Genomic DNA, 18,206 nt, shown 5'->3' on the forward strand with positions numbered 1-18,206 from the left:
TGAAATCCACCACAACAATAATATACCATGTACTTGTTTACATTGACTTCACATTAAATACCGACTTCCCTCATTTTTAATGTTATTTTTTCTACTCTCCCGTCCATGTCCGTCCCATTAAACTTCGGAAGCCTTAATTCGCTTACCATTGCTCCGTCTCGCATAAACATGATTCGCTCCGTACGAGCCGCGACCTTGGCGTCATGCGTAACCAGCATTACTGCGGTACCTTCAGCATTGATTTCAGAGAAGATGTCCATGATCTCCTGCGCGGATTGGGAGTTGAGCGCCCCCGTGGGCTCGTCTCCGAATATAATCCGAGGGTTGTTCATAAGTGCCCGGCATATTCCCGCACGCTGAAGCTGGCCGCCCGACACCTGGGTGATGTCGCGCGCCCCAAGCTCCGATATGCCGACTCTTTTCATAAGCCGTCCAGCTTTATCCGTCAGCATTGCGGCATTCTTCCTGTTGTCCCGCATGGCAGGAAGAATGATATTGTCGAGAATATTCAAATTTTTGAGCATCGTCGGCTGTTGGAATACGAAGCCCATCGTCGTTCGTCGCAGATCTGAAAGCTCAGTTTCCCCGATCTTGGATAAATCTCTGCCGTCAACCATAATTTCTCCGCTATCCACTCGATCTGTTCCGCTTAATGCGAACAGCAGCGTTGATTTCCCCGAGCCGGACGGCCCCATCACCGCAACGAACTCGCCTTCGTTGATGTCAACGGACACTCCGTCGAGCACGCAGCGCTGTTCTTCGCCCTCGCCGAACGATTTGACGATATGATTGCCTATAATAACCTTCTTCATCGCTTCTACTCCCTCATATGCTCGGACATGGTCATACGCCCCGCACTCGATGTACCGATAATTGTAGCGATAAGCAGCGCGACCAGCAGCAGCAGCGGACTAAGTACATACGCGGACAGCGGATCGGCCGTGAACTGGAAGGTCGACGCTCCGAAGGAAGAGATGACCGCGCCCGCAAGCATCTCGCCGAGCGTGTTGGCGAGCAGCGTACCACATGCTATTCCGGCAATTAACACGAATACTGCGCGCGAAATATACTGCACTCTAACATCCGACCTCGTAAAACCGAGCACTTTCAAGACGGCTATGGCATGTCTGTCCTTCGCCACAAGCATTCGCATAAATAACAGTGTAACCAGTGCCGTAATCGCAATCGCGACAATAATAGCCGTATACGATGACTTGCCGACTGAGTTGATCGTCGAACCGTAAGTTTGCGCCATATATTCCCGAATGTCGGATACCTTGGCATAATTGAACTTCCCCGCATACTCCGATACCTTGCTTTCGACAATAGATGGATCTGACAATGTCGCACTGATGACGTACCACATCGTGTTCGCCGAATAATCGGTGAAGAGCGCCTTTGCGGTTTTGCCTCCATTCGTTATGTCAGAATAAATTCCACTTACTGTAAGTTGCTTCTCCTTTCCGTCCATAACCAATGTAATGGTTCCGCCGACACCTTTGCCCAGCTCATCGGCATTCATGGACGACAGCGCAATTTCATCTTCTGTGGCAGGCGCCCTGCCCTCAGAGTACGCTACAGGGAATACGGAATGGTCGCCGAGCTCGACCTTCAATCGCTCCTCCGTTCCGTCCTCCTTCTTGGCCCTGAATGTCTTGGTCGTTAGCACGACGAACTGCGATATCGCCTTGTCGCCGCTCATCGTCTGCATAATTTCAGCCGCTTTCTCCTCCATACTGTCGGTCTGCTGAATGTCTATGCGCATATCACTGTTGCCGATCCCCATATATTTAATGAACTCACTGGATGTAATCGTGTTGTGCAGGTTCTGTGGAACAATCATAATGAAGGCCGATATAATGAGAACGGCCAACATGGTGGCATATAGCTTTTTCCGTGCGAGTACATCTTTGATACCGAGAAATACATTCGTGTTGAATAGTCTGCTCCGGCTCAGAGTATAGCGCTTTGCGCCTGTTTTCTTCTCCTGTGAAGCGCCGGCGCGGATGGCTTCGGCGGGAGATATCTTTCTGAAGCGCCGCAACACCCCGCTAACATAAGCCATAATGGCAAGGAATACGAGCACGATGCCGATGATGCCGAATAACAAGGCCACAGAAGCATTGTCGCTCTCCCCCATGTTCAAGCGAATATTTTCAAGAAGGATGTCTTTGAAGGCAATGGATAGAGCCAACCCCAGTATGCTTCCAACTGTCGCAATCGCCGCATACTTCACATAATAAATCTTCTTCATATCGGCGATACGCAGCCCTATTGCCTTCATCACGCCGATTTCACGGTAATCGTCTTCGATTTTTGCAAGCAATGTAAAGCGTATGCTTAGCAATGCGATAGCAACGACCAGTACGCTTATGAGCAAGATAACCCCGATCATCATTCCGTCGGAGAGGGCGTTAATCGTTTTGAACAGCGAGTATGTAAGCGTCGGTCCGTTCGCCTCAAGCTCCGCGGCTGCATAAGCCTGTTGGAATTCACTTAGCTTCGAATAGTCCTTTAAGCGAAATTCAATCAGGTACTCTATCGTGCCAGCACTTCTTAACTCCTCGAAATCCTCTCTATGAATCAGAAATCGTTTGGATGAAGCAAGCGAGGAGTTCATCTGGGAATCTCTTAGAAAGCCGGCAACAGTTAGTTCTTTCCCGGATATAACGGCTTTGTCGCCGACTGCTGCGATGCCGTCCTCCCTATAGCTGATCGGAACATACAACTCGCCTTCCGCTGCTTGGATAACCTGTCCCTCAAGGTCCAGCAGGTAATCGAACTTGCCGCTCTGCGTACTGAAGCCGTTGTCCTGCACGCTGCTCGCAAGAGAGCGGTCGCCGAACTGGATGTGCGAGCCGTCCATATTCAGAAATTCCAGCACTTGAAATTCTTCGACATGCTCATTCCGCTCCGCGAAAGCAGACAGCCGCGCATGATCCAGCTCCCCTGCATGCATCTGCATGACATGCGGAGTAGCCGCCCGAGTCATAAGCGTATCAATCGCGCCCGACAGATTAACGACGAGAATCGCCGCCAGCGACACAAGCATTGCTGCAGCTGCAATGAAGGCCATCGTTGTCAATGAGACCAGCTTGCTCCTTGCTATATCATTGCGGATGATTCTTAAGTACATATCCATATGTCACCTTCACCTCTGATTTCATGCCTTGAACATCTTCATCGTATCCATCAGGCTTCCGCTGTCGGCGCCAAGCATCCGTTCCAGATTGTGAACAAACGCCTGCATTCGCGTAGCGCGCTCCTCATCCGTCATGGCAACCATATCATCGTCGAAAATCGTATTGGCGTAGATCACCGCCATCTCCATACATTCGTACGGGAATGGCGTGTCGAACAGCCCTTGCGCAATGCCTTCGCGAATAATCTCCGCCAGGATAGGCGGGACGCCGTTCACGACGACCTTCTCGATCTTCTGATGCATAAGCGCATTCTGCGGCTTGTGAATGTGCTCCATAATTTCCGCACTGCTGTCGCCGCTTAAGTTCAGCGCCATAACGACGCGAATTATGCGCTCGACGACGGGAACGCTCTTATCTGCCGCAGCTTCCTTCGCCGCATGCAGGAGACGGTCGCTATACCGCTCGATAAGCGCGTCCATAATGTCTCCCTTCGACTTGAAGTGATGATATAGTGTTCCTCTCGCAATTCCGACCTTCTCGAGAATATCGTTCGTGCTTGTACCGTCGTAGCCTTTCCTGCCAAAAAGCTCGTCCGCCGCATCCAATATTTCATTGCGGCGTTCCTCCGCTTCTTTCACAATACGCAATGCGACACCTCCTACCGACCGACTGCCTGTCGGTATAATTGTAACATGTCCGTTAGGATTGTCAACTACGACAAAATGCAATAAATAACCCCACCTCACTCGGTCGGGTTATTTTCGTCATGGCTAACCTGTCGTCCTCGTATATCCTCAAGCGTACAAGCAACGATTCCTCTTAGAAATCCATCCAAATAAATTGGGCAACAACTAAAAGGAGTCCGGTCACATTTGCAACGATATAAAACCACTTGCGGGCTGTTTTGCTTAAAGATTCTGTATTCATGAACAATGTCCAGAACACGATGCCGTTTACTACAACCATAATAATGAGAGCCAGCCACCAATTCACTGCCATGCCGATTTCATCCTTCCCGATCCCGTTGCTAAATTATAACATTCTTATCAAAATTACTTGATGATCCTCATTTCTGTCAAGATACATCTTTTTGCTCGATCACCTCCCAAGGTTCTGCCTTACCCTTCTACTTATGCATGACGCACAAAGAAAAACCCCGCGCTTGGCGGGGGTTCGAATGCTTTCGGAAGCTATGAGCAAATATGTTATTGTAACTCTTTCTGCAAATCTTGCAGCGACTTCTCCGGAGTAGTCGTATCCGGCTTATAAAGAAGCACTTCCAGCATTTTATTGTATTGGTCGACGAGCTTCGGATCAAGCCATCCGAACGGAATGCCGTTCTTCACGATGCTGGCGTACGTAGAGAGGAAGGGATCGTCCTGCTTCGCTTCCATCAACTTCTGCATGCCGCTCATAGTCGGAGGCAAGCCAATCAGACCGACCTGATTGCCGGTGACAAGCTCGTCGTCCGAGCTCAGGAATTGAATGAAGTCCATGGCTGCTTCCGGATGCTCGGACTTGCTTGAGATGACCCATCCCGCCGTGAACAGCATGCTTGCTTCGCTATTGAGCGCAGGCATCGGCACGATGCCGACGTCAAGTCCTTCTTCCGACCCCAGTACACCTGTAATCCAGGAGCCGCCGTACACCATCGCGACTTGCTTCTTCGCGAACATTTCCCCGTCCCAACCGGCACCTACCATCTGAGGCGATGATGCCGACTTGTCGTTGACGAATAAATCGACCAGCAACTGCAGAGCCTTCGCATGCCCTTCCGTATCCAATTGACCGATGCCGTTCTCGGAGACGAAGTTCCCTCCCGCCGATGCGACGAACGGCAGGTAATAATTAACCTGAGGCGTTATGCCGAAGCCGAAGCGTTCGTCTGTCGTGAGCGCTTTCGCGACAGCCCGCAGCTCCTCCCAGTTAGTCGGCGGCGCAATCCCCTTCTCCGCGAACAAGTCTTTGTAGGATCGCGTTCTCGATTAACGGTTGGAGCAGCATCGCTGGCACCACGCATGCCAGCGCTTCGTCGTCAACCTGCCACGACGTCTCGAACTGATTGTCGTAGCGGATAGACATAATATGAATATATTGCTTCAATATCTCCAGCTCATCCTTCAAGGCAAGCGAATCGTTCCTGCCCTTGGAGACGTAGCGCAGCAAGTGGACGAGCGCGTCGATCATTTCCGTCACATTATCGGTCTGCTCCAGATAGGCGCACCACTTCACGCTGTTCAAGGTGTTGTAGATGAAGTGGGGATTGATTTGAGACTGAAGCGCCCTATGCTCCAGATCCTTCTTTTCTCTCTCTTTCGTCAGCAGCTGCTGCACGAATTGCTCCAGTCGTTCCAGCATCCGGTTGTAATGGCGGGTTAACTGCCCGATCTCGTCGTTCCTGCCGCCGTATGCGATAGGATGCCAATCGCCCTGATCAATACGGAGCATATTGTTTTTCAATTCCACGATCGGCCTTACGAGATTTCTCGCTATGATGAACGAGAGATAACCCGACAACAACAGTGTGATGCCCATCAGGATGAACAAGCCATACTTGATGGACGACAGTCGGCCGAGCAGATCGCTCTGCTCGGCCACAGCAGCAACCGTCCAACCTGTGTCCGGAGAGCGATGTATGCTTGTCATATATGCGCCGCGGCCGCTATGCTGGGGCTGCTCGGCAAGAAGCTGTACGCCCGTCTCCTGCAGCATAATATCCGTGAACGAGAAGCTTCGCGATAGCTCGTTCGCATGTTCGTCCAGAATAACGAACGAGAAGGCGGAAGTCCGTTCTTCATCGTTAAGGATGCCTTTCATCGTTCGCCGGTCGATCATGATCTTGGCAACGGCGAGCGGCGTCTGGCTCTTGGAGTCCAGGATTGCCCTCGATATCGTGATGACCTCCGGGGAACCTTTGATTTCATTCGCCTTCATCAGTCCCGTATAGACCCAATTCCCTCGCTGTCCCAGCGTTCGTTCATACCATTCCTCGTTCTCCGGAGCTGAAGAGTTGACGATAATGGCATCGCTTCGGTTAGAGAAGGAGATGACGTACGGCTGATTGAACGGGTAGAGGAAGAAGTAATCCATGTTAAGGTGCAAATTCATCAGATGGTTGACGAATCGGCTGTAGGTCCGCTGATCCTGTATTTTCTCGTACAGCGGATAGTCGACGCGATCGTAATCCTTCCTTAGCAGGCTCTCCAGTTCACCGTTGCCGATAGGATAACGGCTAATCGTGACAGCGTCGGATAGCAGACCATTCAGCCGCTCGCTGATTCGCTTGACGGCATATTCGCCTTGAATCGCCGCATTGTCCTTCACATTGTCCGAGGCTACATGGTAAGCGTAATAGCCCAGGATAGACAGCGGGATCAGAGCAAGCAGAAAGAACGATAACAGCAATTTGTTCCGGAAGCGGACATTCCGCAGGCGAGCTCTGATCACGCAATCTCCCCCCTATCCCTTGATGCCGCTCTGTGCTACGTTCGCCGTGAAATGCTTCTGGAAGGCGATGAAAAATGCCAGAGTCGGAATTGTCATAGCGACGACGCCCGCCATGGACTTCGTAACGGAGCTCGTAAACGCCGTATTCGTAATCTGATAAATGCCGACGGGCAGTGTAAACATATCCTCCGTCGTCGCAAGTATGCTTGGGAACGGGAAGCTGTTCCAATTCCACACGAAGATGAAAATCGCCTGTGCGATCAATCCGGGCTTGGACAGCGGCAGTGCGATGCGAAAGAAGATGGCGAGCGGCCGAAGCCCGTCCATCTTGGCCGCTTCCTCCAGTTCCTTCGGAAAGTCTACGTAGAACTGCCGCATCAGAAATACGCCGAACGGATTGACGATGAACGGCACGATCAGTGCCGCGTACGTGTTGACCCAGCCCAGCTTCGCCATCATCACGAAGATGGGAATGAACAGAATCTGGACGGGAATCATCATCAGGCCAAGCGTCGTCAGGAACAAAATTTTCTTCCCCGGAAGAGCCAGACGCGCGAGCGCGTAGCCGGCCATCGTATTGAACATGAGGTTGGCCGCCGTAATGCTCAGCGTCACGAGCAAGCTGTTCTTGTACCAGGTCAGAATGCGGCTTTCGGTGAAAATGTATGCGTAATTGTCAAAGCTATAAGCGCTGAGATCCCAATTCCACTGGTTCACGTTCAAGTCACTCGAGACGAATGAAGCATATAGCGTCCAGAGGAATGGCAGCACCATGGCCGTCGCGGCCAAGCCGAGCACGGCATATAAAACTATTCTACTCGTTTTCACTCGCGATTGCCTCCTCTTAGTCTGTTCGTCTTTCGAAATAGGCATACTGTACCAGCGTCAATGCGAAGATCATCAGAAAGATGATGAAGGCGGCTGCCGAGGCATAGCCCATGTCATAATATTTGAAAGCGGCCGTATAAAGAAACATGACCATCGTTAAGGTCGAATCTCCGGGACTGCCGGGAAGCGCTCCGCCGGTCGTCGATACGACGTAAGGCTGGTCGAAGGCCTGGAGGGTGGCAAGCCCGCCCATCACCAGCACGAGGAAGGTCGTGGAACGCAAGAGCGGCACCGTAATGTGCGCGAATATCCGGAAAGAGCCTGCTCCGTCCACCTTCGCCGCTTCGTATATTTCGCCGTTAATGCTCTGCAGGCCGGATAAATAGATTACGGTATAGAAGCCGATCTGTGTCCATACGATAATGCCGGCTACCAGATAGAACGCATACGTGCCATCCGCATACCATGCCACATTCCGGAAGCCGAGCATCTCCAGCCAACCCGTGATCAAGCCGTCGCGGTTGAACAGATAGACCATAACGGCTCCGATCGCGACGGGAGACGCGATGTAGGGCAAGTAGTAGACCGTCCGGAAGAACGTCTTGGCCCGAATATTGCGATTCAGCACATTCGCAAGCACGAGCGCGAATACGGTCTGCAGCGGCACAACGATCAGAAGCAGCTTGAACGTATTCTTCATCGCCGTCAGGAATGTCTTGTCGCGGAAGAGTGCCGTATAGTTGTCGAATCCGACACCGAACGCCCCCGCAGGATTCAAGTAACTGAATTCCTTAAAGCTGATAAGCAAGGAGTAGATGACGGGCCCGATCATGAACGCCAAGATGATAAGGAGGAACGGAGCGAGCAGCAGCAACGCCGTTCCAATCTCCTCCCTCTTGCCTCTTATGCCGACTCGGGACGAAGGGCTTGTCATCGTTCCTCGCTCCTCTGCTCAATCCGGTAGCCGGACGTATTTCTCTCGATTGTCAAGTCGAAGCCTTCTCCGCCTTCCGAGCGTTCGAGGGCAAAATCGATCTCCCCTTCGCCAAGTCGCCAGTTCGAGATACGAAGGCGATTAAGGCCGCTTGGCAGCGTCGGATTCACAACCATCGTCTTCTCCCATCCGTTCGCTTGCGGGTTCAGCAAGGCGAGCATGGTACCGTAAGGCGTTCCGGCCGCCCAGGCTTGCGGCGAGCAGGCGACAGGGAACGGCACCATCTGCTCCTCGTTGCGATCGTATCCGCAGAACAGCTCGGGCAAGCGATGCTGGCCGAATTGCTCCGCGCTGTCGAACAAGGCGCGAGCCAGCTTCGCCGTTTGTTCCGCATACCCGTATCTCGCCATCCCCAGCGCAATCAACGAGTTGTCATGCGGCCAGACTGTGCCGTTATGGTAAGCGGTCGGGCTATACGCCTTCTCATCCTTGCTCATCGTACGGATGCCCCACCCTGAGAACAGACCGTCGGACAATAGCGTATCCACAACCGCCTGGCTGCGCGATTCGTCGATTATACCCGACCAGAGCGCATGTCCGGGATCGGAGGTGACAGTCTGCACCTGGCGTTTGTCCTTATCCAGCGCCAATGCATAGAAGGCAGCATCGGCCATCCAGAACGCATCATTGAAATGCTTCTTCAGCTTGGCGGCCTCCTCTTCCAGCCGCTCCGCTTTTCCCGTCTCGCCCAATTGCCGGTAGATCGACGCCATTCTCGTCTTCGCATCGTAGAGATAGCCCTGTACTTCAACGACGGCCATCGGCGAATGGGAGTGCGTTCCATCCTTGTGCACCATGGAATGATTGGAATCCTTCCAGCTCTGAACGTTCAAGCCGCCCTCCGATTCTTTATGAAACTCGATGAAGCCGTCGCCGTCTAGATCGCCGTGCTTCTCTAGATACGCCAGCGCTTTCTCTGCGCTTGGCAGCATTTCATTCAAAAATTCCTTGTCGCCGCTCCAATGGAAGGTCTCCGAGAGCAGGATCAGGAACAGCGGTGTACTATCGATGCTTCCGTAATAACGCTTGAACGGAATTTCGTCGAGATTCGCCATCTCGCCGCTTCGCATCTCGTGCAGGATCTTGCCCGGATTCTCATCGCTCCAAGGATTATCGGACACACCTTGCAGCCGGGCGAGCGTTCGCAGCGTATTCTTCGCGAATTCGGGATAGAACATTAACGTCTGATATGCAGTAATGATCGAATCGCGGCCGAACGGCACACAGAACCATGGAATGCCTGCTACCGGAATGACGCCGTCGCCGATATCGGTCGACAATGCGTACAGATCGGTCATCGATTGCTCCAGCGTACGGTTCACCGCATCATCATCCGTCAAGACCGACGCCATGCTCCGGGTCCAACGTTCGAACGCTTCGAACGCCTCGTCTCTGGCTTCCTCATACGGCAACGGCTCCGTATTCGCAAGCAAGCTTCCTACAACCGGAACCAACGACAAGTCGATTCGCTGGGATTGGCCCGGCGATAGATCCAGCTCATACGAGAATCCGTCGGCGCTAGCCATCCCGCTCATTGAGCTGTGAATATGCAGACTGCGCGCGATGCCGTCAAGTCCTTCGTAGCCGAATACGAGTGTACAATCGTCGACTTGAGTCGGCGAGTCTGTTCCCCGTGCCGGACGCTTCGCGCCTCTCACCTCGAACAAATCGTCGAAGGCAGGCGCGATTTCAAGCTCCACAGTGACGCGAATGCGCTTCTGGCTGCCGTTCTTCACGTCGATGCGATCGTGCATGCGACCGTCATGGATGAATTGGGAACGGTTCAGCTCCAAGTCCATCTTCTCGTACATGGCGTCTTCCTTGCGGATATCGCCGTTGCTTAATTTAATGCGCTGTTCGACGCCGGATTTCAATTGCTGCGCGAGATAGATCGGACGGACGCCGTTGATCGTCAGGGCATAGCTCTTCAAGAACCGGGTATCGTACATATACAAGCCGCAGCCGATGCTCTGCTCCTCCATATTTCCATACTCATTCGTTACGCTGTAGACATGGCCTTGCTTTAAGGATGTGAACAACATTTCGTTTCCCCCCATTGCTTGTTGTGGCTCCATCATAGGGGATAACGGACATGATGCGTTAGACGTGTATCTCTACTTTTTGTTCAATTATTTTACCTTGGGGAAGCAGAAAAAAAAGCCAACGACCGCGAGTAAACGCGATTGTTGGCTCGCCGGCCGGACCGATCAGGCGCGGTGAAGGTTGCCGATATAATCTGAGATGAACAAAAGTCCGCGGACATGGTGCACGCTCTGATCGCCCGACAAGGAGTAGTCGTGAAGCGGCTCCCAGGACCAGAAGCCCCACTTCACATTGGGGTCGTCCAAGTGGATGGGATAACGGCCGTCCTCGACGGCTTGCATCGCCAGCGTATAGCGTATTGTGCGGATAGCCGCGTCGAGATACTTGCGATCCTGCGTCTGGCTATGCAGGCGGATCATGCTGATTCCGATATTCGGCATATCGCCAGGTCCGACGTTCGGAGCACATACCTCCCCGTCGGAATCGATGCCGATCGGCCATGCGCCGTCCTCGCGTTGGTGATCGATTAGCCAGTCCGCGAAGCGCTTCGCGGCATTCAAGTATTTGTCTTCCTTCGTGACTTCGTACAAGAACACAAGACCGCGCAGCTCAGGAGCGACAAGGTCCGAATTCCAGAACTCTCCGTCGATCAGATAGAAGGAGCCATCCTCTGCTTGCAGTGTCAAGCCGTGGTCGCCCCAGGCGATCGCATGCTCAAGGTAACGCTCATCGCCCGTCAATTCGTAGAACTCCAGATATGCGGTCACAGGGAAGCCGAAGGCGCGCCAGCAGAACCCGTGGTCCATCCACTTGTACGTATTCGTATCGTATTTGTATTTGAAGCCCGCCTTCCGGGCCTGCTTCAGGAAGTTGTGGAACTGGCTTGCATAGAACAAGTAATCTTCCTTCTTCGTACGCTTGTACAGCGCAAGGCATGTCCAGAACGCGTCACCCGTATATTTGACGTACAACTCGTTATTTTTGAAGCCGTCGCGAACGCCTCCTTGCCATGTGAACATCGGGTGGATTTCGGTATAGTTATGATAGGCCCACAGGAAGCAGTTCTCAGCTTTGCGAAGCATCTCCCCATCACCGTAGCGATCGTACATCGTCAAGTAGTTGATGGCCATCAGGAAGTTGCCGCTGTCCATTTCCGACGTGTATTGATTGTCCGCCCGGTAATAGTGGTGCAAGGCGCCTTCCTTTTCGTTGTAGAGCTTGTCCAGAAATACGTACACCGCGTTTTTCGCACGCAGTTGAATATCATCGTATTCCAGTCCGAGCATTTGACGCACGGCCTCTTTCCCTTGTTCATCCGGTACGGGAATGCCCCAGTCTTGCGGCGATATCGTTTGAAACATGCGAAGTCATCTCCTCAGCTATGATGGATTCATCATACTGAAGAAGAGTGCGGCACGATAGGACGCATTCTTTACTTTCCGTTCGCTTTTTTTACTTATGAACAATCAGCCTTTGCAGATCATTGTCGGCGTCGTCCAGGGAGTCTTCGGCTCTAATAAGCATAGAAAAAAGAAACCATCCTTATTCGGGATGGTTTCTTTTTCATTCGCTTATTGCTTTGACTGTTTATGATTTGCATTTTCCAATACGGAAAGCATTTTTTCGCCTTTCTCCATGAGAGAATTACACTGGACACAGATCGGTTGGGCGGATAAAACGAAGTTATCCCGCATCCACCCGTTGCACTTTTCATTGGTGCATGACCAAATAGCTGTTTTTTCCTCTGGAAGATCATCCATTAGTCTTTTCCTTGAATAATACAAGCCGTATCCCTCTTTCTCTTCAGGATTAATTAGCAAAAAAAGCCCCAACATAACGTCAGGGCCATGGAACAGTCCTACAATTTTACAACATTCTCAGCTTGCGGCCCACGATTGCCCTGTACTACGTTAAATTCAACGCGTTGACCTTCGTCCAACGATTTGAAGCCTTCGCTAACAATTGCACTGAAATGTACAAATACGTCATTGCCGCCTTCAACCTCGATGAAACCAAATCCTTTTTCTGCATTAAACCATTTAACTGTACCTGTTTGCATAATTCATTACCTCACTTTTCATTTTAAGATGCTCAAAATTTCTAAAAAAAATCACACATCGTACAAGGTTACAGAATTAAAATCATAACCCTCTACTATGTGTGTTCTCAGGTCGAAATTCCAATTTAACTAATATTAACATGTCCGAGGACATTTTGCAACTCCTATTCACCATTTATTTGTGCCAATATAATGCTTAACTGGTATGAGGAAGAGGATAAGCTGCAAAGCGGCTCGATATTGACTAAGTTCTTACAGGGTCAGCTTCAAGTCGATTGTCACTTTTCCCTTGTAACGACGCACATTCACGAAAGACAAAACGGCTACAGGCTAGGCATTGATTGTGATCCAATTGAAACAACGCGTAATCTATTGCTTCACCCGTATGATCAAAAAAATGTATCCTTCCGATCTGATCAAATAAACCGGTTCTCTTCAATACCTCCAAAGGCTGCGGTTGAATCCCCGATATAAGAATGAGCCCTCCTATTTTTTCGCAGTGCTTCACCAAGTTCGCAAGTGCAGATTCTCCTGTGGTATCCATAAATGGCACTTTCCCCATTCGCAATAGCAACACTCTGGTTTTTTGATGAATCGTGTCGTCCATCGATTTCTCCAGCATGTTCGCCGCCCCGAAAAAGAGCGGCCCATCAATTGTAAAGATACCGATTTGAGGACAATCGTGATCTTCAGTTACCATATGCGCCTTTACTTTCGCGTGTACGGTTCCTTGTTCTGGCAATACTTTAGATATGTTTAAGACGTCACTCATTCGTTTTACAAATAAAATAACGGCCACGATTAATCCGACTTCTACAGCCGTGGTTAAATTTGTAAATACGGTTAGTAAAAAAGTAATGAGAAGGACCAGAGAATCCGTCGTTTTGGTTTTCAAAATACGGACAAACTCTTTTCGCTCACTCATATTCCAAGCCACCAGCATCAGAATAGGCGCCATGCTTGCAAGTGGTATCCCTGATGCGTAAGGGGCACACAATACAAGGATCAGCAAAACCACAACCCCGTGTATTATGCCAGACAGCGGAGAGACGGCTCCGTTTTTGATATTGGTTGCGGTCCTGGCAATAGCTCCAGTCGCCGGGATACCTCCAAATAGCGGGGTAATCATATTGGCGATACCTTGCCCAATCAGTTCACGATTGCTGTTATGACGACTGCCGCTCATGCCATCGGCAACGACTGCTGATAACAAAGATTCTATACCGCCTAGCATAGCAATAATAAGTGCTGGACGAATAAGAACCTCAATACGATCCCATGTGATTTCCGGGAAATGAAATCGGGGTAATGAGCTTGGAATGGCTCCGAATGACGATCCAATCGTTGCTACTTCTCCTTGAAAGAACATAGATGCAACTACAGTAGATAAAACGAGCCCGATTAATGAACCAGGAACTTTCGAAGAAAATTTCGGCGTAAGAAGGATGACTACCAAGCAAATCATTGCTGTTAAGACACTATAAATGTTCACAGTCATTAGATGCATGGCAATTTCCTTCATATTAAGAAGAAAGTGTTCGTGCTTCTCGACTTCGTCCAAACCCAAAAAGTTGGCAATTTGCCCGCTAAAAATAATCACAGCAATCCCGGCGGTAAAACCGATCGTTACAGGGCGAGGAATATATTTAATCAGCGCTCCAAGCTTGAAGAGTCCCATGAGACAAAGCAAGATTCCGGCCAGGAATCCGGCAATCAATAAGTTTTCGTATCCATATTGGATTACGATCGCAAAAAGAATGGGAATAAATGCACCGGTTGGGCCTCCAATTTGAAATTTGGAACCGCCAAATAATGAAATAACTATCCCGGCAACAATGGTTGTATATATACCATATTCCGGTTTGACGCCAACAGCAATAGCAAACGCCATTCCTAATGGAATGGCGATGATTCCTACAATCAGGCCAGAAATGAGATCTTTGCGGAATGCGGCTGCATGGTAACCTTCAAATCTCCCTGTCCATTTCATTCTTTATTCCTTCTTTTTTATATATTTGATTATTTGAATATATAAAATGCTACCCTCTATATAGAATAAAGTCAATCATCAAAAATCAAGCTGTTCCCATATAAAATCGAAAAAACAAAGGCTATCCATCCTATTACTCACGGTTGCCTTTGTTTTTTCAATTATGGTTCATTTCGGATGACCTCGAGCAATGAAATGGCATTAACAAGATGATTATCGAAGATTTGCTTAGCCACGACAAGCAATTCCTTAATGAGCGGATCACGCAACGAATAAATGACCGATGTTCCGTCTTTTACACCCGTAACCACATTTTTATTCCGCAGTACTGACAACTGTTGAGATACGGCTGAACCTTCAGAACCTAATATCATCTGTAATTCATTGACGTTTTTATCTCCTTCACTCAGAACCTCTAATATTCGGATTCTCATTGGATGCGCCAACGCTTTAAAAAAATCAGCTTTAAATTGTTGGATATCTTGACTCATTGTGTACGCTCCCCTAATAGCTGTACTTTTGATTATATAGATATCATAACACATGTTTAATCCATACGTCGTAGCGGCTTGGAAGACTGAGCATTGTTTGTTATTTGATTTCAACTGCTGTATAATACCCTTTATATTCAAATATCTGAATATTTCATTTTGCATAACAAGGAGTGAATGCGAATGCCAGACTATACAGTTAAGGATCAAATGCAATCAGATTGGACATTCGCTCCTGAACGAACGACTCACGCAATTACTGTAAGCAAGCAAGAGGTCATCGGAATGGGAGTGCAAGCGTTACAAACGATCGGTTCCGATGCCATATGCAAAGTTTGTATCTACAATGGAGGCTCCTGCTGTCAGGGGTGTCATCATCTTGCAGATGGCATTGGTTGCCAGCAGCGGAATACAAGCTGTACAGCATGGTTATGCGGCTTTCTAAAACTCCTGCTGCATGAGACAGGCTTATTGCAGGAATGGAATCATTTTTGGGATCAAGTACCTGGACAAGGTTTTCGTGAGGATTCCACTCCAGAAACTTTCTTTGTGGAGAAGCATTTACACCTGCCGGATATTCGGAAGCTCAGCGATGCTTTAGCCGCCGATCTTGATGAGTTGGCCCGCTCACATATTGCAATAGGATTCATCATAACACTTCAGAATAAAATGGATAAGCAAATTGATCAGTTAGATGAATGCGAGAATAATCCAAAAAAGAAAAACAAAATCAATCGAAAAATAAAGTTGTTATGTAGTCCTTTTCACCGCTTTCAGAAAGAACTCCAACAATACAATGGAAAGTAACAATGAACCAAGAGATTCGCCTAGAGTAGTCTAGCTGTTATAAGTCCCCTACTTAAAGCTCACAGCAGACGCTTGAAATATTGAGCATAACTCGACAGGCAGTAACGCGCAAGAAGCATGTCCCTCCCGCTCGACCGGTTGAAACATGCCTCTGATACACTATTTTATTCCTTGAACTTGAAGTTCCGCGCCCAGTAGATAACGGGTGTAGACGAAACCGATATGACGAACTTCAGCACATAGGTAGTGATGACGATCTGCCACCATACACCCCATGGAAGTCCCTCCGCTCCCGCGAAGGCAATCGTGCAGAAGATTAGTGTATCGATTAGCTGACTAACGGCGGTGCTGCCGTTGTTGCGAATCCACAGCTGTCCGCGCGTCGGGAATTTGACCTTCAGCCGGCTGAATATTTTCACATCGAGAAATTGGCTGGTGAGGTAAGCGGCAAGACTGCCCAACGCGATGCGTGGTGCCAGATCGAAAATCGCATGCAGAGCGGGATCTCCGAAATCCGTCTCCTGCGGCTTGAACACAAGCGCCATCTGCATGACGGCCGTCGACATGAGCAGGAAGAAGAAGCCGAACCATACCGCTTTCTTCGCTTCCTTGTCCCCGAATTTCTCGTTAATTAAGTCCGTTGCCAAAAAGATCGTTCCATACATCGTGTTGCCCAGCGTCATGACGAAGCCGAACATTTCGATCGTCTTCACGACCTGGATATTGGCTAGAATGACAGCTGCGCCGATCCATGCGTATAGCCCGTTTTTGCCGAACATGCGGTAACACGCCAGGAACAGCGCGAAGTTGACCAGGACGAACAATACGCCCCAACCGAAATTAAACAATTACATCATCCTCCTAGTTTTGGTAACGCGGGAGTTCGCGAACCGCGGGTCGACGATCCCAATAATCCCGAATCGCCACTTACTAACGTACAAGGAACCTTACTGCGATGCAACCTTTTTTTATGAATCCATAATTTGAGCGACAGCTGGACAAGCCATTCGTTCCGCTCCCGGATTGCAGCAACATATACAATTGTCACGGCGCATTGCTCAGATTGATTTTGTTCGGCGACAGCTTGGAAAGTTGGAGCAACCCCAAAACTCCGAGCCTTGCTTGCTCTTCCGTCTCACCATCGTTCCACCACATGAGCAGTTTTCGGACGCAGCGGCAACTTCTCTGCGCACAGTCGACAACTCAGCTTTACCAGCCGATACTCGGGTTTTGCCTGACACTTTTTTGTTAGGCTGCCATTTGCCCCATGCTTTTAGCTTCTGTTCCACAATCGCGCCATGCCAATAGTCGACTTTGAACTTTTCTGCTTCTGCTTTTGCAGGTGAGGTCAAGTCAGATGTCGTGATAAGTAGTGACAGAATACAGTCGTGATTGCGTTTAGCCGCCACAAGCTCGCGTATCGTCTGTACCGGAACCTTGTTGCTTTCAGAATAACATTTCGCTTGTACCGCTGTTTTCTCTCCTCGCTGGTCGATAATGACCAGATCGACACCGCCATCGTTGCCTCCGATACCCACTTCCTTCACTTTATAACCTTGATCTCGGAAATATAATGCTAGCAATCTTTCAAATTCCGCACCGGATAGATTTTCCAACTGGCTAGCAAGAATGTTTTCATCGCTTCTCGTTTCTTTGGAGGTTCGGTGAGCAGCCTGAGATGGCCGCCTGCTGTTAGCTCCGGACTTTCGCTTGCTTTTGGCCAACCGTCTCTTCCGGAGCCAGATCAACCCTATAATTTCCGATATTATGACTGAACAGAACAAAATACCGAACAAAAAAACCCAATGAAGCCCTGGAATCGTAAAGTAAATGGCAAGTCCAACTAGAATAAATAGCCCTCTTAGTAAATTTGAAATCGTATTTGCTTCAGATTTGTATGTTCTAGCCATTGCGTCCTCCTAGATGCCCGTAAGAATCGACTCAAATAGTTTCGGTACAAATGTAAAAATGAGCACTCCTGCCAATACAAGCAATGCGACAATGAGAGCCGCATAGATGAATATGGAGCCTGCTTGAGACCTGCGAAGCTTCTGAGATTGAGCGTTATCGTATGTATGGGCCGTATGCTTATTCCATTGATTAGATGCTTTAGAATGAATTTGTGCTGGCGCTCCCAATGCATCTACGAGAAACCTCGCTGCTTTGGAAGGCGTTGTCTCCGAACGGTCAGCCGCTTTATCCGCGAATGTCCTCCACCACGAACGATTAGGATGACATCGTATTCTCTTTCATCAGCTGACGCAATTCCTTCTGCTATCACATTAGCGTTGTTCAACTTGACTTGAATGAGTTCGCACTTAAATCCTTGTTGTCTGAACACTTCTTGCACATCTCTAATCACTTGCGATTGTTCTGAAGTAAGTGAACCTCTCGTCAATGAATG

18 protein-coding genes are annotated in these 18,206 nt (G+C 49.5%); 1 reads left to right on the forward strand and 17 read right to left on the reverse strand.

Annotated features, from left to right (window positions below):
- Positions 1 to 53: 53 nt before the first annotated feature.
- The 14 genes from M6D81_RS08310 to M6D81_RS08375 all read right to left on the reverse strand — a co-directional run bounded on the left by M6D81_RS08310 (position 54) and on the right by M6D81_RS08375 (position 14,995).
- Positions 54 to 812: an ABC transporter ATP-binding protein gene (locus M6D81_RS08310; protein ID WP_262676387.1), complete on the reverse strand. Its 759-nt coding sequence runs from the start codon at positions 810 to 812 to the stop codon at positions 54 to 56.
- 5 nt (positions 813 to 817) lie between these two features.
- Positions 818 to 3,136, reverse strand: a complete 2,319-nt coding sequence (locus tag M6D81_RS08315) for an ABC transporter permease (RefSeq protein ID WP_262676388.1) — start codon at positions 3,134 to 3,136, stop codon at positions 818 to 820.
- A 27-nt stretch (positions 3,137 to 3,163) separates the two neighbouring features.
- The gene (locus tag M6D81_RS08320) at positions 3,164 to 3,790 is read right to left on the reverse strand and encodes a TetR/AcrR family transcriptional regulator (protein ID WP_262676389.1); all 627 of its coding nucleotides are present in this window, start codon (positions 3,788 to 3,790) and stop codon (positions 3,164 to 3,166) included.
- Positions 3,791 to 3,962: 172 nt separating this feature from the next.
- The gene (locus M6D81_RS08325) at positions 3,963 to 4,142 is read right to left on the reverse strand and encodes a hypothetical protein (protein ID WP_262676390.1); all 180 of its coding nucleotides are present in this window, start codon (positions 4,140 to 4,142) and stop codon (positions 3,963 to 3,965) included.
- Positions 4,143 to 4,348: 206 nt separating this feature from the next.
- Complete coding sequence (locus M6D81_RS08330; RefSeq protein WP_262676391.1) at positions 4,349 to 5,104, reverse strand: extracellular solute-binding protein; 756 nt, start codon at positions 5,102 to 5,104, stop codon at positions 4,349 to 4,351.
- Positions 5,070 to 6,590: a sensor histidine kinase gene (locus M6D81_RS08335; protein WP_262676392.1), complete on the reverse strand. Its 1,521-nt coding sequence runs from the start codon at positions 6,588 to 6,590 to the stop codon at positions 5,070 to 5,072. Before M6D81_RS08335 ends, M6D81_RS08330 begins: the two co-directional genes overlap by 35 nt.
- 12 nt (positions 6,591 to 6,602) lie before the next feature.
- A complete protein-coding gene (locus M6D81_RS08340) occupies positions 6,603 to 7,418 on the reverse strand; it encodes a carbohydrate ABC transporter permease (RefSeq protein WP_262676393.1) in 816 nt (271 codons plus the stop codon).
- 16 nt (positions 7,419 to 7,434) lie between these two features.
- The gene (locus M6D81_RS08345) at positions 7,435 to 8,352 is read right to left on the reverse strand and encodes a carbohydrate ABC transporter permease (RefSeq protein ID WP_262676394.1); all 918 of its coding nucleotides are present in this window, start codon (positions 8,350 to 8,352) and stop codon (positions 7,435 to 7,437) included.
- Entirely contained in the window at positions 8,349 to 10,454 is a 2,106-nt protein-coding gene (locus M6D81_RS08350; RefSeq protein ID WP_262676395.1) for an amylo-alpha-1,6-glucosidase, read from the reverse strand. The genes M6D81_RS08345 and M6D81_RS08350 overlap by 4 nt, the downstream gene beginning before the upstream one ends.
- Positions 10,455 to 10,619: 165 nt before the next feature.
- Positions 10,620 to 11,816 carry a YyaL domain-containing protein gene (locus M6D81_RS08355; protein WP_262676396.1) on the reverse strand — a complete coding sequence of 399 codons (1,197 nt, stop codon included), beginning with the start codon at positions 11,814 to 11,816 and terminating at the stop codon, positions 10,620 to 10,622.
- 210 nt (positions 11,817 to 12,026) lie between these two features.
- A complete protein-coding gene (locus M6D81_RS08360; protein ID WP_317259105.1) occupies positions 12,027 to 12,290 on the reverse strand; it encodes a cold-shock protein in 264 nt (87 codons plus the stop codon).
- 23 nt (positions 12,291 to 12,313) lie between these two features.
- Positions 12,314 to 12,514: a cold-shock protein gene (locus tag M6D81_RS08365; protein ID WP_262676398.1), complete on the reverse strand. Its 201-nt coding sequence runs from the start codon at positions 12,512 to 12,514 to the stop codon at positions 12,314 to 12,316.
- A 244-nt stretch (positions 12,515 to 12,758) separates the two neighbouring features.
- A complete protein-coding gene (locus M6D81_RS08370; protein ID WP_262676399.1) occupies positions 12,759 to 14,504 on the reverse strand; it encodes a SulP family inorganic anion transporter in 1,746 nt (581 codons plus the stop codon).
- A 161-nt stretch (positions 14,505 to 14,665) separates the two neighbouring features.
- Positions 14,666 to 14,995, reverse strand: coding sequence for an ArsR/SmtB family transcription factor (locus tag M6D81_RS08375; RefSeq protein ID WP_262676400.1), 330 nt, complete (start codon positions 14,993 to 14,995; stop codon positions 14,666 to 14,668).
- 183 nt (positions 14,996 to 15,178) lie between these two features.
- On the opposite strand from M6D81_RS08375, the gene M6D81_RS08380 reads away from it, so the two are divergent.
- The gene (locus M6D81_RS08380; protein WP_262676401.1) at positions 15,179 to 15,802 is read left to right on the forward strand and encodes a hypothetical protein; all 624 of its coding nucleotides are present in this window, start codon (positions 15,179 to 15,181) and stop codon (positions 15,800 to 15,802) included.
- Positions 15,803 to 15,966: 164 nt separating this feature from the next.
- Here M6D81_RS08380 and M6D81_RS08385 read toward each other — a convergent pair whose 3' ends face one another.
- From M6D81_RS08385 to M6D81_RS08395, 3 genes are all read right to left on the reverse strand, one after another.
- Positions 15,967 to 16,650, reverse strand: a complete 684-nt coding sequence (locus M6D81_RS08385; protein ID WP_262676402.1) for a queuosine precursor transporter — start codon at positions 16,648 to 16,650, stop codon at positions 15,967 to 15,969.
- 210 nt (positions 16,651 to 16,860) lie between these two features.
- Positions 16,861 to 17,712 (reverse strand): restriction endonuclease, encoded by an 852-nt coding sequence (locus M6D81_RS08390; RefSeq protein WP_262676403.1) that lies wholly within the window; start codon positions 17,710 to 17,712, stop codon positions 16,861 to 16,863.
- Between the two features lie 233 nt (positions 17,713 to 17,945).
- Positions 17,946 to 18,206, reverse strand: a 261-nt coding sequence (locus M6D81_RS08395) for a hypothetical protein (RefSeq protein WP_262676404.1), incomplete at its 5' end; no start/stop codon positions are given.

Origin of the sequence: Paenibacillus sp. J5C2022 (assembly GCF_025567625.1) — a bacterium.
Classification (GTDB): Bacteria; Bacillota; Bacilli; order Paenibacillales; family Paenibacillaceae; genus Pristimantibacillus.

Coding starts and splice junctions, on each gene's coding strand:
- M6D81_RS08310 (WP_262676387.1), bottom strand. CDS start 812: ATGAAGAAGGTTATTATAGGCAATCATATCGTCAAATCGTTCGGCGAG.
- M6D81_RS08315 (WP_262676388.1), bottom strand. CDS start 3,136: ATGTACTTAAGAATCATCCGCAATGATATAGCAAGGAGCAAGCTGGTC.
- M6D81_RS08325 (WP_262676390.1), bottom strand. CDS start 4,142: ATGGCAGTGAATTGGTGGCTGGCTCTCATTATTATGGTTGTAGTAAAC.
- M6D81_RS08345 (WP_262676394.1), bottom strand. CDS start 8,352: ATGACAAGCCCTTCGTCCCGAGTCGGCATAAGAGGCAAGAGGGAGGAG.
- M6D81_RS08350 (WP_262676395.1), bottom strand. CDS start 10,454: ATGTTGTTCACATCCTTAAAGCAAGGCCATGTCTACAGCGTAACGAAT.
- M6D81_RS08355 (WP_262676396.1), bottom strand. CDS start 11,816: ATGTTTCAAACGATATCGCCGCAAGACTGGGGCATTCCCGTACCGGAT.
- M6D81_RS08360 (WP_317259105.1), bottom strand. CDS start 12,290: ATGTTGGGGCTTTTTTTGCTAATTAATCCTGAAGAGAAAGAGGGATAC.
- M6D81_RS08365 (WP_262676398.1), bottom strand. CDS start 12,514: ATGCAAACAGGTACAGTTAAATGGTTTAATGCAGAAAAAGGATTTGGT.
- M6D81_RS08370 (WP_262676399.1), bottom strand. CDS start 14,504: ATGAAATGGACAGGGAGATTTGAAGGTTACCATGCAGCCGCATTCCGC.
- M6D81_RS08375 (WP_262676400.1), bottom strand. CDS start 14,995: ATGAGTCAAGATATCCAACAATTTAAAGCTGATTTTTTTAAAGCGTTG.
- M6D81_RS08380 (WP_262676401.1), top strand. CDS start 15,179: ATGCCAGACTATACAGTTAAGGATCAAATGCAATCAGATTGGACATTC.
- M6D81_RS08390 (WP_262676403.1), bottom strand. CDS start 17,712: ATGGCTAGAACATACAAATCTGAAGCAAATACGATTTCAAATTTACTA.